The organism is Anaerolineae bacterium (assembly GCA_025062375.1).
Taxonomy (GTDB): domain Bacteria; phylum Chloroflexota; class Anaerolineae; order SpSt-600; family SpSt-600; genus SpSt-600.
Genome location: JANXAG010000009.1, coordinates 35,157 through 48,245 on the forward strand (window position 1 = coordinate 35,157; position 13,089 = coordinate 48,245).

The 13,089-nt window shown below is 53.5% G+C and carries 12 protein-coding genes; all 12 read left to right on the forward strand.

The genetic code is table 11. From position 1 onward, the window contains the following. Nucleotides 1-106 precede the first annotated feature (106 nt). Nucleotides 107-517, forward strand: coding sequence for a 4Fe-4S dicluster domain-containing protein (locus tag NZ653_04215; GenBank protein MCS7286321.1), 411 nt, complete (start codon nt 107-109; stop codon nt 515-517). Between the two features lie 84 nt (nt 518-601). Continuing rightward, on the forward strand, nt 602-1,483 hold the full coding sequence (locus tag NZ653_04220; GenBank protein MCS7286322.1) for a CoB--CoM heterodisulfide reductase iron-sulfur subunit B family protein: 882 nt from the start codon (nt 602-604) through the stop codon (nt 1,481-1,483). Continuing rightward, nucleotides 1,470-2,393 (forward strand): cation diffusion facilitator family transporter, encoded by a 924-nt coding sequence (locus tag NZ653_04225; GenBank protein ID MCS7286323.1) that lies wholly within the window; start codon nt 1,470-1,472, stop codon nt 2,391-2,393. Before NZ653_04220 ends, NZ653_04225 begins: the two co-directional genes overlap by 14 nt. Continuing rightward, complete coding sequence (locus NZ653_04230) at nt 2,383-3,684, forward strand: CoB--CoM heterodisulfide reductase iron-sulfur subunit A family protein (protein MCS7286324.1); 1,302 nt, start codon at nt 2,383-2,385, stop codon at nt 3,682-3,684. The genes NZ653_04225 and NZ653_04230 overlap by 11 nt, the downstream gene beginning before the upstream one ends. 11 nt (nt 3,685-3,695) lie before the next feature. Beyond that, nucleotides 3,696-5,387, forward strand: coding sequence for a CoB--CoM heterodisulfide reductase iron-sulfur subunit A family protein (locus tag NZ653_04235; protein MCS7286325.1), 1,692 nt, complete (start codon nt 3,696-3,698; stop codon nt 5,385-5,387). Nucleotides 5,388-5,395: 8 nt separating this feature from the next. Next, nucleotides 5,396-7,588 (forward strand): glycosyltransferase family 39 protein, encoded by a 2,193-nt coding sequence (locus NZ653_04240; GenBank protein MCS7286326.1) that lies wholly within the window; start codon nt 5,396-5,398, stop codon nt 7,586-7,588. Between the two features lie 63 nt (nt 7,589-7,651). Then, complete coding sequence (locus NZ653_04245; protein ID MCS7286327.1) at nt 7,652-8,098, forward strand: nucleotidyltransferase domain-containing protein; 447 nt, start codon at nt 7,652-7,654, stop codon at nt 8,096-8,098. Next, the gene (locus NZ653_04250; GenBank protein MCS7286328.1) at nt 8,095-8,520 is read left to right on the forward strand and encodes a HEPN domain-containing protein; all 426 of its coding nucleotides are present in this window, start codon (nt 8,095-8,097) and stop codon (nt 8,518-8,520) included. The genes NZ653_04245 and NZ653_04250 overlap by 4 nt, the downstream gene beginning before the upstream one ends. Before the next feature lie 17 nt (nt 8,521-8,537). Then, complete coding sequence (locus tag NZ653_04255; protein MCS7286329.1) at nt 8,538-11,519, forward strand: FAD-dependent oxidoreductase; 2,982 nt, start codon at nt 8,538-8,540, stop codon at nt 11,517-11,519. A gap of 17 nt (nt 11,520-11,536) precedes the next feature. After that, nucleotides 11,537-12,172 carry a CBS and ACT domain-containing protein gene (locus NZ653_04260; GenBank protein ID MCS7286330.1) on the forward strand — a complete coding sequence of 212 codons (636 nt, stop codon included), beginning with the start codon at nt 11,537-11,539 and terminating at the stop codon, nt 12,170-12,172. A 15-nt stretch (nt 12,173-12,187) separates the two neighbouring features. Next, nucleotides 12,188-12,832, forward strand: a complete 645-nt coding sequence (locus tag NZ653_04265; GenBank protein MCS7286331.1) for a CBS and ACT domain-containing protein — start codon at nt 12,188-12,190, stop codon at nt 12,830-12,832. 8 nt (nt 12,833-12,840) lie between these two features. After that, nucleotides 12,841-13,089 (forward strand): hydrogenase iron-sulfur subunit (locus NZ653_04270; GenBank protein ID MCS7286332.1); only part of this gene is annotated, 249 nt, incomplete at its 3' end.

Genomic DNA, 13,089 nt, shown 5'->3' on the forward strand with positions numbered 1-13,089 from the left:
AACCCGCAAATGAGCCTGCAGAACCTTCAAAAACCGTTGACAAAAAAACTGAGCTGAGGTAATATTTGGTAGCGCGCCAGGAGGAGGTTTCTTTGAGGTTGAGGATATGGGAGCGGTAATTTCTCTGGAGAAAATTTTCCTCAATCCACTGGCCAGGAGGGTTGAGGAGCTGAGCGGCCAGGATCTTCTGGCCTGTTATCAGTGCGGAGAATGTTCAGCCGGGTGCCCTGCTGCTTTCGCCATGGATCTCCTGCCAAGTCAGGTTATTCGTCTTCTCCAGCTGGGCCAGGTTGAAGATGTCCTTAAATCGGCCACTATCTGGTTCTGCGCGGCTTGCCAGGCCTGTTACGCCCGTTGTCCCAAAGGGGTGGACCTATCAAGGATTATGGAAGCCCTGAGGGAACTGGCGATGGAAAGGGATGGAGAACGCCTCAAATACAATCAAATTCCCGAAGAAGAACTGGATTCTTTTCCTCAGCAGGCAATAATCGCGGGCTTCAGAAAATATACCCTTTAGGAGTTTTCCCGATGACTGTCCTTAGAACCGGCGCAGAACCCTTCTGGAGTTTGCTCCCGAAACCGCGCAAATGGAGGAGGGTTCGTGAAAGTCAGCTATTTTCCGGGATGCACCCTTAACACCAAGGGCAAAGGGTTTGACCGCTCAGTCCGCGAGGCGATGGCTGTCCTGGGGGTTGAACTGGAGGAGCTTCCCGATTGGAACTGTTGTGGGGCCTCTTTTCCCCTCCTTGTGGACAATTTGCTGGATCTGGCAGGCCCGGCCAGAATCCTCGTAGCTGCTTCTGCCCGGGGGGAGAAACTCACCACCGCTTGCACCACCTGTTACAACGTCCTTAAGCGGACAAACCGGGTGCTTCGCCTGGACCAGGAGAAGCGGGAGAGGCTCAATTATTTCCTTGAAGCCGATTACCAGGGCCAGGTGGAAGTGCTGGATGTGCTTCAAATCATCAGAGATGAGGTTGGATTTGAAAGAGTAAAGTGGGAAGTAAAGAAGGGCCTCGCAGGTTTGAGGGTGGCCTGTTATTATGGGTGCATGGTCCTTCGCCCTCCGGCCGAAGTAGCCTACGATGACCCCGAAAACCCTCATGCCCTTGACGACCTCATGGCTTCCTTGGGAGCTGAGCCTATCCTGTGGGGCGGGAAAGTGGAATGCTGTGGTAATTATCTGGTGGCTATCAAGCCTGAAGTGGCTATGGAGATGAGTTACAGGATTATATCTTCTGCCTTCCGGGCAGGGGCCGAGGTTATTGCAACCAATTGCCCGCTGTGTCAATTTAACCTGGATCGGTGGCAAAAGGACCTGATGGTAACTAGGGGGGGCTTCAGGCCCATGCCTGTGCTTTATTTCACCCAGCTTTTGGCTTTAGCCCTTGGCCTTGACCCCAACCATTATGAACTGGATAAGCATTACGTTGACCCAAGGCCCCTGCTCAGGGCAAAGGGGTTGTGGAATGAATCAGGCTAAACAGCGCCTTGCCTGGGCCCTTATCCTGACCAGCGTGATTCTGGCCACTGAGGTTGCAGGAGGGCTGTGGACCAGAAGCCTGGCTTTGCTTTCCGATGCTGCTCATGTCTTTTTTGATATTCTGGCACTGGGTTTCAGCTACCTCGCCCTGCGATTGGCTTCACTGCCTCCTGACGACCGTTACACTTATGGGTTTCACCGGGTGCAGGTGCTGGCCGCACTGGTAAACGGAGCCACCCTGGTCCTGGTGGCCTTCGGTATTTTGCGCGAAGCCTGGGAACGGTTCCTCCATCCGGAGAATATACTGGCAGGCCCCATGCTTGTGGTGGCATTGATAGGTTTTGGCATTAACCTTCTGGTAATCCTCATCCTTCGGCGCCACGACCACCACGACCTTAACGTCCGCAGCGCTTTCCTTCACGTCCTGGGCGATACCCTTTCCTCTATTGGTGTTATCGCCGCTGGAGCGATCATTTTCTTCACCAGGTGGTTCTGGGTGGATCCCCTCATCAGTGTGTTCATTGTGTTGATCATCCTGGCAGGATCTGGAAGGCTGCTGAAAGAAACAGTGCCAATCCTTATTGAAGGGATGCCGGCGGGCATCAGAGCTTCCCAGGTGGCCGAGGCTATGCTTCAAGTGGAGGGAGTGCAGGAGGTGCACGATCTACATGTTTGGACCATCAGTCCCGGGTTCGTGGCCCTAAGCGCTCATGTGGTCCTGGCTGACCAGGCCCTCAGCCAGGCTCAGAGCATTATGGAGGAACTGAAACACCTTCTGACCGCCAGGTTCGGGATTGAGCATACAACGATTCAATTTGAATGCCAAAGCTGCGGACAGGGAACGTCTGTTTGCGTTGTAGGGATGTCGCCCTGGTCAAGAGAAAAGGGAGAATCAAACCATGCCCATTAAGCGGGCTTTGATAGTAGGAGCAGGCATAGCTGGGATACAGGCTGCCCTGGACATTGCCAATGCTGGTTATGAAGTAATCCTGGTGGAAAGGCTCCCGTCCATTGGGGGACATATGCTTCAGCTTTCCGAAACTTTTCCCACGCTGGACTGCTCCCAGTGCATCCTCACCCCTCGCACTGTGGAAGTGGGTCGCCACCCCAGGATTAAGTTGTACACTTACTCAGAGGTTGAATCAATTGAAGGCGAGCTCGGGAATTTCAAAGTGCGCATCCGCCGTTATCCGGCTTATGTGGACTGGGACCTCTGCACCGGTTGTGGGGTGTGTCAGGAGAAGTGCCCCAAAAGGGTGGTTTCCACCGATTTTGAGAGGGGAATAGGCAAACGCAAGGCCATCTACACCCTGTCCCCTCAGGCTGTCCCCAATAAGCCGGTTATAGACGCTGAAAATTGCCTTTATTTCACTCAGGGCAAGTGTCGGGTGTGCGAGCGCTTTTGCCCCGTCGGGGCCATTGATTATAGCCAGAAGGAGAAAACTTTTGAAGAAGAAGCAGGGGCTATAGTCATAGCCACCGGTTACGAGCTTTTACCCCTTTCGGAGCTCGGGGAATACGGGGCCGGGACCATACCGGACGTAATAGATTCTCTGGCCTTTGAGAGGCTTCTCTCAGCATCAGGCCCCACGGGGGGAAAAGTTGTGCGCCCTTCTGACGGGAAAGAGCCAAAGGTGGTGGTTTTTGTCCAATGCGCCGGCTCCCGCGATCCCGAGCGCCATAAGCCTTATTGCTCTAAGATATGCTGCATGTACACCGCAAAGCACGCCATGCTCTTCAAACACCGGGTCCACGATGGTCAAGCCATTGTCTTCTACATAGATATACGCTCGGCAGGGAAAGGCTATGAGGAGTTCATCCACCGGGCGGTGATGGAGGACCAAGTCCTTTACATTCGGGGGAAGGTAGCTCGCATCTACCGCGAAAACGATAAAATCATAGTGCGGGGTGCGGATACCCTCTCGGGCAGGCAGGTGGAAGTAGCTGCCGATTTAGTAGTTCTGGCTGTGGCTATGATCCCACGCCCTACCACCACGGAATTAGCTGAGAAACTGGGGATAAAGGTGGACCAGCATGGCTTTCTGGTAGAAGCCGATGGAAACCTTGCCCCGCTGGAAAGTGGCCGCCCAGGGATTTTCCTGGCTGGGGCTGGCACAGGCCCCAAGGATATACCGGAGACCGTATCCCAGGCCAGTGGGGCGGCAGGCAAAGTGCTGGCTCTCTTTTCACAATGGAGTTGAGGTAGAGAAAGATGGCTCGCATAGGGGTTTTCATCTGCCACTGCGGGTTTAACATAGCCGGAGTGGTTGATGTAAAGCAAGTAGCGGAGGAAATTGGCAGGCTTCCGGAAGTGGTTTTCGTCACCGATTACAAATACATGTGCTCTGATCCGGGCCAGAATCTGATTCAGAAAGCGGCTGAAGAATACAAACTGGATGGGATTGTAGTAGCCGCCTGTTCTCCATCCATGCACGAAGTTACCTTCCGCAGGGCGGCGGCTTCGGCGGGGGTCAATCCATATCGCACTGAAATAGCTAACATCCGGGAGCAGGTAAGCTGGCCCCACAGGGATTATCCGAAGGAAGCTACCCGCAAAGCAATTGAAATCATCCGCACCATTATTGAAAAAGTTCGTTACGACGAAGCCCTTGTTCCTCTTGGCATTCCCGTTATCAAAAAGGCTCTGGTCATCGGTGGAGGTATCGCCGGCATCACAGCCGCCTTAGACATTGCTAACGCCGGGTATCCGGTGGTGCTGGTGGAGCGGGAAAAGGAGCTCGGGGGGAAGATGCGCCGCCTTTCGGGTTTATACATAAACTTTGAAGCTCCCGATGGCTTTCTGGAGCAGAAGGTTAAGGCCGCAACTGAGCACCCCGGTATCACCCTCTTGACTCAATCGGAAGTGAAAGAGGTTGGGGGATATGTGGGGAACTTCACTGTCAAGGTGGATACCCCTTCCGGGGAAAGGGCCTTTGATGTGGGGGCAATAGTGGTGGCTACGGGCTTTGACCTCTATCCCCTTCAGGCTCTTGGGGAATACGGTGGAGGCCGCTATCCTGATGTGATCAGCGCCCTGGAGTTTGAACGGATGCTGAAGGATGGACTGCATCGTCCTTCTGATGGGAGAGAAGTAAAGAGCGTGGCTTTCGTTCAGTGTGCGGGCTCTCGGGACCCCCAGCGCCACAGGCCTTACTGTTCCAAGATATGTTGCATGTATGTTGCCAAGCAGGCCTCTCTCTTCAAACAGAGGGTTCCCGATGGGCAGGCTCTGGTTTTCTACATAGACATTCGCTCCCAGGGGAAAAACTATGAAGAGTTTGTCCAGAGAGCCATAATGGACTATGGTGTGCTTTACATTCGGGGTAAAGTGGCTAGGGTTTACCAGGAAGGTGGCAGGGTTTTTGTGCGGGGTGTGGATACCCTTTCGGGGAGGCCAGTGGAGGCAGAGGTGGATCTGGCCATTCTGGCCAGCGCAGCGGTGGCTTCGCCGGGGGCGGAGGAGCTGGCGAAGAAACTAAAGGTCTCCACTGATGCCTTCGGCTTTTTCCAGGAAGCTCACCCGAAGCTTCGTCCGGTGGAAAGCTTGACGGCAGGAGTTTTCATTGCCGGGGCTGCCCAGTTCCCCAAGGATATTCCGGAAACGGTGGCCCAGGCTTCTGGTGCAGCCGCCAAGGTGTTGGGGCTTTTCGCTCAGCGGGAGCTGGTGCAGGAGCCAACGGTGGCTTACGTAATAGAGGACCTTTGTTCAGGTTGCAGCCTGTGCGTGGAAGCCTGCCCGTATGGAGCCCGAGCTCTCCATCCCTGGAGAGGCATCGCTACAGTGAACGTTGCTCTCTGCCAGGGCTGTGGAGCTTGTGCCATGGTATGTCCTAACAAAGCTTCTCGTGTGCGCAACTTCACGCCAGTCCAGTATCTGGCGATGGTGGAAAAAGTGGTGGGGTAGAGCTAACAATGGGGCCAATCACTCCGAAGAAACTTTTGGTTTTCGTTCTAACGTTATACCTCGTAATGGGAGTTACTTTTGCTGTGATTTTCCCCCTGGGAGAAGCCCCTGATGAACCGGGGCATTTCACTTATGTTCGCTACGTGGCTCTCGAACAGAAACTCCCCGTCCTCAAGCCAAAGTATGAAGAAAATGAGACGGTTGCTGCACATCATCCCCCCGCTTACTACGTCCTTGTAGCAGCTTTAACAAGTCCCTTCATAGATGGCAATCTGCGCCTTTACCGTAACCCTTTATTTGACTGGGGGTGGAAAGCCACACATTTTATCAAAGGGCCGGAACATTCGTTTCCATGGCGCGGCGACCATTTAGCCTGGCATGTTGCGAGGTTTATTTCTCTGGCGCTGGGTTTGGTCAGCCTGAGAATAATTTACCTTGCAGGACGTAGACTTTTGGGCTCCGAATGGGCGGCAGTGGCCTGCGTAGCTTATGTGGGGTTAAATCCGCAGTTCATTTACCTGCACAGCTATGTTACCAATGATGTCCTTGCTACCCTGGCAGGAACACTGCTGGTTTTTTCTGCTTTGAACTTTTACCATAGACCCACGGTTATTAATGCCCTTTTCTCAGCTATTGCTATATCTCTGGCTGTTCTTGCCAAACTCACAGCTGTGGCCATGCTCCCTGCCCTTATCCTCGCTTTCATCTTGAGCTGGCGTCGCCTTTCCGCACGATCCAGAATGCAGATTCTGGCTATTTTAATTTCAGTCCCCGCGCTTCTGAGCGGGTGGTGGTTTGTGCGGAACCTGAAACTCTATGGGGATTTAACCGGGCTCAACATGCTAAGGGTAACCCTTGCCCGTAATTACTACGAAAGCCCCTTGGGAATCTCAGAGCTTATCCGGCTGTTGCGTCCCATGTTTGAGCAAACCTTCAAAAGCAGTTGGGGTTACTTTGGATGGCTAACTTTGCCTATGCTCGACTGGATTTTCCTCGCCATTTTTATTGCGCATGTAGTAGCCGCTGCAGGGATAATAATGAAGCTCAAGGGCTTGCTGAACAAACCAGAAGCCTGGATAATTGGGTTATCGTGGGCGGGATTGCTGGTCTCTTTCCTCAACTACAACAGGATCGCGAATTCATCAGGTTGGCAAGGGCGTTTTCTTTTCCCAGCCGTTTCGGTTGTGGCCGTGGCCTTCATAGCTGGTTGGCGTTACTGGTTAAGTAAAAGAGACCAGGTTCTTTCCCTGCTGGTTACCGGTGCAGGGACGTCTTTAACCATTTACGCCCTTGTGGCTTTGATCTTACCGGTTTACTTGCCCCCTCAATTTTTACCCGCAGATATTAGCCTTCGGAACCGAATTGATATACCGTTTGAGGGTGGCTTGCGCCTCATCGGCTACGAGCTCCCGTTGAAAAAGTTTAAACCAGGGGATTCTTTGAAGCTTACCCTTTACTGGAAACTTGATGTCCCCTCGTCAGTAGCTTACCGGGTCAAAGTTACGGCCTATACTTTTACCGGTGAATGCGTCATTCCTACGGCAGAATCGTTCCTATTCAGGCGCTATCCTGTGCCCCTATGGAAACATGGGATGATTGTGAAAGACGAATACCGCCTGCACATAGAAGAGGATGTAGAGCAAGTAACAGCTCCGCTCACCCTCTTTGTGCTTCAGGGACACAATGCTCAACCTGTGCCGAGACTTGACAGGCCGGAGGGTTCCAGAGAAAACAAGGCTGAAATTACCTGGATAACGGTGGGGACCCGAAGGGGACCCACGGATGAGCCTGAAAGAAAGCTGGAAGCCGTTTTCGGCGATGAAATGATCCGATTGTTAGGCTACACCCTTCATGGTGAGCCTGTCAGGGCAGGGGGAACTATTACTGTAACCCTTTACTGGAAGGCGGAGAAACCTGTGGAATTTAACTATCACGTTTTCGTTCACGCTTTGAACGAGAAAGGGGAATTGATAGCCCAGCATGATAGCCCGCCCCGTTCAGGTCTGTATCCAACTTCCGTCTGGTCACCGAAGGAGATAATAGTTGATTCGCATCCATTAACAGTACCACAGGACTATGAGGGTAAAATCAAGCTTCTGGTGGGGCTATACTCCCTTGAGACTATGGAAAGGCTAAAGGTCAGGAGCAAGGAAGGCGTTGAACTTTTGGACCGTGCAGTGCCTCTGGGAGAAGTGTATTGAGTGGTAATTGTTGACGGCCAGACCTTTTGTTATTACAATAGTAGCGCACAAAAGCGGCTGAAAATGATAGATTTCAACCCTTTGGAGCTCGCTAGGCAATATGCAGAGGCCCTCCAGCGCTACTTTGGAGAGCGACTGGTCTCTGTGGTGCTTTACGGTTCCGTAGCTCGCGGGAACCATACCACCAACTCCGATATTGATTTGCTCATCATTGCAGAGAGCTTGCCCGAATCGCGGCGGGAACGCAACCGCATCCTTGTAGAAATTGAAGAGAAAGAGTTCTCATCCACCCTGGCAGCTCTGCATCGGCATTCCACCAGGATCAAAACTCCTGAGGAGGCTCTCAGATTTTCCCCTCTATACCTTGAAAAAGGGGGGTTCTTTGAAGGAGTGCTGGAACGCCTTTGCAGCAGACTGAAAGAACTGGGAGCCTGGAGAATTTGGAAAGATAAGGTCTGGTATTGGGAGCTAAAGCCGGACCTGAAATGGGGAGAAACTCTGGAATTATGACCACGAAGGAGATGGCCCAGAGCTACATTAGAACAGCGGAACATTCCCTTAAACAGGCCCGCTTGGCTTACGATGATGGGCTGTGGCATTTAGCAGTTCGCAGGTCTCAGGAAAGCGTTGAGCCGGCCTTAAAGGGAGTTCTACGCCTTCTGGGATTGGAAGTCCTGCGGGTTCATGATGTAAGCTTCTTCCTGATGGAGCATCGGAGCCGATTTCCCAGCTGGTTTCAGGTCCAGACTGATAAGCTTTCTTACATATCCCGTGGGCTGCGCAAAGATCGGGAGCTCAGCCTCTACAGGGACGAAGAGATGGCTTTGCCGCCTGATTTGATTTTTTCAAAATTTGATGCGGAAGAAGCCCTTAAAAATGCCCAATTCGTTTTAGAGCATTCAAAGCGCTTGCTTGAAGAGTTCACCACATAACAGCAATGGAGGAGGTCATGAGCGCGGTAAACCACAACAGGGTTCTCGTTATCGGAGCCGGGATAGCCGGCATGGAGACAGCTCTGCTTCTGGCTGAAACGGGGGTTGAGGTTTACCTCCTGGATAAGGAGCCAGGAATAGGAGGCTCCCTCCACCTCCTGGATTACACGTTCCCAACGGATTCCTGCGGCCTTTGCTACCTTGAACCATATTTGTCCCCACGGTTCTGCCCCACTTTTGAAAGCGCCAGGCACCCCAACATACACCTTATACCCTATGCCGAAGTAGAAGCCCTTGAGGGCCAGGCTGGGGCTTTCACCGCCAGAATCCTCCACAAACCTCGCTATGTCTACGAAGAAAAGTGCATCCTCTGCAACCGCTGCGCTGAAGTTTGCCCCGAGGAGCGACCTCATCCATACGAGGGAAGAATTTCACCTCTGAAGGCCATATACAGACCCCACCTCAGGGCAATTCCTCCCACTTACGTCATAGACATGAACTATTGCACCCGCTGCGGGAGGTGCGTTGAGGTTTGCCCCACCGCAGCCATTGACCTTGACATGAAGCCCAGAACTTCGGAACTTAGCGTTGCCTCAGTGGTCATAGCTGCTGGTTACGAACCCTTTGACCCCCAGAGGAGGGCTGAATTCGGCCACGGGATTTTCCCCAATGTGCTTACCAGCCTTGAGTTCGAGCGAATGGTCAGTTTCTCCGGCTCCACCCACGGCCAGGTAGTGCGTCCTTCCGATGGGAAACCTGCCAGGAAAATCGCTTTCATCCACTGTGTGGGCTCCCGTGACCCCGCTATCGGCAATGGTTATTGTTCTTCGGTCTGCTGCATGTATACAGCCAAGCAGGTCACTCTGGCCAGGAGGCGCAACCCCAACCTTGAAATCGCTGTCTTCTACATGGACATAAGGCCCATCGGCAAGGTCTACGACCAGTATATCCGCCGGGTTCAGGAAACCCCAGGAGTTCGCTACATCCGGAGCATGATCTCGGGGGTATTTGAGCGCCACCCCGAGAAGGACCTCCTCATCCGCTATGTGGCCGAGGACGGAAAAATCCGAGAGGAAACCTTTGACCTGGTGGTCCTGGCGGTGGGATTTGAGGCTCCCAGAGGGCTTGACAGGCTGGGAATTAAGCTGGATAGGTGGGGGTTCCCGCTGACCCGGCCCGATGAACCCTTAAAGACCAGCCGTGAGGGTGTCTTTGTGGCCGGAGCAGCCCGTCGCCCGATGGACATACCCGATACCGTGGTGGATGCAGCTGCGGCAGCTTTCCACGCCCGCTCTCTCTTCTCTCAGCCCATCTCGTCACCTTACCCCATTCTCCCATCTTATCCCGACCTCATTGAAGCAGAACCGCGCCCTGGAGTTTTCATCTTCTCTTGCCCCGAACTGGGTGATGAGCTGGACCTTGAAGCCCTCAGAGCCTTTGCCTATTCTACCTATGGAGCCTCTCTGCATGTTCTGGAAAGCTCCTCTAATGGCTGGGAGAGATTAATAGAGAGAGCCAGGGCCGAAGGCCTGAACCGTATAGTAGTAGCCCCATGTGGCCTTCGCCCCACCCTGGAAGTGCACCAGAAGCTCGGAACCCTTGGCCCATATGAGATTGTCCCCCTCTTTGAGGAAGCAGTGGCTCCCCTTCGAGGAGATAGAGAAAACGCCACCCGCCGGGCCAAAGCTATCATTGGGATGGCTCTCGCCAGGCTCCTTTACCTCTACCCCCGGCTTCTGTCCAAAGTTTCCCTTAACTCCTTCGCTCCCGAAGAGAGAGTGGTAGTTGTTGGAGCGGGGCTTGCGGGTATGACCGCTGCTCTTTCCCTGGCCCAGCTCGGATACAGGGTAGACCTGGTGGAGAAGGAAGCGGAGCCGGGAGGCCTCCTGCGGCTTCCGAGGGTTGTGCTGGACGGTATTGACCCCGCCGCGACCCTTGAAACTCTGGTGGAAAAGGTGAAATCCAATCCCCTTATAACCCTGCACCTGAATTCTGAGGTGGCGCGGGCGGTGAAGGCCGGGAACAGCTACCTTGTGGAACTTTCCCCCAGCTCTGAGACAATCCTCTGTGGAGCCATAGTGGTGGCCACGGGTGGCAAGGAAGCTCAAACCACTCAATACCTGAGGGGTTCCCACCCGAAGGTCATTACCCAGCTTGAGCTGGAAAAACTCCTTAAAGAATCCACCACTTCCTTCGGGCGTGTGGCCATGATTCAATGTGTGGGCTCCCGGGATGATTCCCACCCCTACTGCAGCCGTGTGTGCTGTTACAATGCTGTGAAGAACGCTCTTATCCTCAAAGAGGCCAACCCTGATGCTGAAATTTGCGTCTTCTACCGCGATGTTGTGACCTTCGGACAATACGAGGAACTTTACACCAGAGCCAGGGAAAAGGGGGTCATCTTCATCCCTTACACTCCTGACAATAAACCAGAGGTAAAGCCCGAGGGTGAAGATAAGCTTCTGGTGAGCCTCAAGGAGCCCACTGCCGGGGAAATAAAGCTGGAAGTGGACTGGCTGGTCCTCAGTGTGGGGATAGAACCTGGTGACAACGCCTCGCTGGCGGAGAAGCTGGGGGTCAAACTTGATGAGTTCGGTTTCTTCGCTGAAGAGCACACCAAAATGCGCCCCCTTGAACTTTCAGAGCCGGGCATTTTCGTCTGCGGGCTTGCCCAGGGGCCCCACCTTATGGAAGAGACCATTGGGCAGGCCAGGGGAGTGGCTCTCAAAGCCGCCCTTTACCTCCGCCAGATGCGTGGCCTTCCTGAGACCATTGCTACCGTTAATGAAAGGCTGTGCAGTGCATGTGAGATATGCGTTTTAGCCTGTCCCTATAAGGCCAGATTTATGGATTACGAGGTGAGAGTAGCCAGAGTTCAGGAAGAACTCTGCCGGGGTTGCGGAATATGTGCTATGGTTTGCCCCAACGGAGCTACCCAGATGAGAGCTTTTGACAAAAGAGCGCTGATGGCCGTGGTGGATGCGGCCTTAGCAAGCTAATTCAAGGAGGTAAACCCATGCTTGTAAAGGAAAGGATGAACAAGCCAGTGATAACCATAGGCCCTGAAACCTCCATTCAGGATGCCCTCCGCATCATGCGGGAAAACAGAATCCGTCGTCTCCCGGTGGTGGAAGGCAAGAAGCTTGTGGGTATAGTTACCGAGCGGGACCTTCTCTATGCTTCGCCCTCCCCGGCCACGACCCTTTCCATTCAGGAGATGCACTACATGCTTTCCAAACTCAAGGTCCGGGAGATCATGAGATCCCCCGTCATCACCATAGATGAGAACGCACCTATAGAGGAAGCTGCCCGCCTCATGGCCGACAACAAAATCGGAGGGCTTCCTGTGACCAGGGGTGGAGAGCTGGTGGGGATAATCACAGAATCGGACATCTTCAAAGTTTTCACCGAAATGATGGCTGCCAGAGAGGAAGGGCTTCGCATAACCCTCATGGTTCCGGAAAGGAAAGGGGTTCTGGCCTCTATAACGAAAGCCATTGCGGCCAGAGGGGGTAACATTGTAAGCCTGGGGCAATTCTGGGGAGAGGACCTTACCACCCGCACCGTAACAATTAAGGTCTCAGGCATTTCAAAAGAGGCCCTGGAAGAGGCTGTCTCTCAGGAAGGGATAAAAGTTCTGGATATACGCTAAGGAAGGAGGTGTTACATGCTGGTTCGCGACCGAATGAGCCGTCATCCAATAACCATCAGGCCCGATGTTACAATCCATGAGGCTCTGCAGATAATGCGGAGGGAGAAAATACGCCGCCTTCCGGTCCTTGACGAGAACGACCGGCTGGTGGGCATTGTGGCGGAAAAGGACCTGCTTTACGCTTCCCCCTCTTCGGCTAAAGCCCTCAACGTCTACGAACTCCAATACCTCCTGGCAAAACTCACCGTCGGCGATGTGATGACCCGCAACGTTATAACCGTTACCGAATTTACGCCCTTAGAAGAGGCTGCCAGGATAATGGTGGACAACAAAATTGGGGCGCTCCCGGTAATGAGAGGGGAACAGCTTGTAGGAATCATCACGGAAACCGACATCTTCAAAGTTTTCCTGGAGCTTCTGGGAGCTCGCGAAAGGGGGCTGCGCCTTACCCTGTTGGTCCCCGAAGCTAAGGGGGTCCTGGCCTCCCTCACTGGAACCATCGCTGAGCTTGGGGGGAACATCATAGCGCTGGGCACCTTTAAGGGCGAGGACCCCACAAACCGGATCGTCACCATTAAAGTTGAAGACGTAAACAAGGACAAACTCCTGAACGCCATTCGCAGCCAGATTCTGGAAGTTCTGGACGTCAGAGAACTCTGAGGAAGCTCATGGAGTTTGAGCCTCGCATCGTTGGGTTTCTCTGCAACTGGTGTGCTTACGCCGGGGCCGACCTGGCTGGGACTTCCAGGATTCAGTATCCACCCAACATAAGGATAATAAGGCTCATGTGCACGGGAGCACTGGACCCCATCTATGTCTTGAGGGCTTTCCTGGAAGGAGCCGATGGTATCCTTATCGCTGGGTGCCATCCAGGCGATTGCCACTACCTGAACGGCAATTACAAAGCCCGCCGTCGC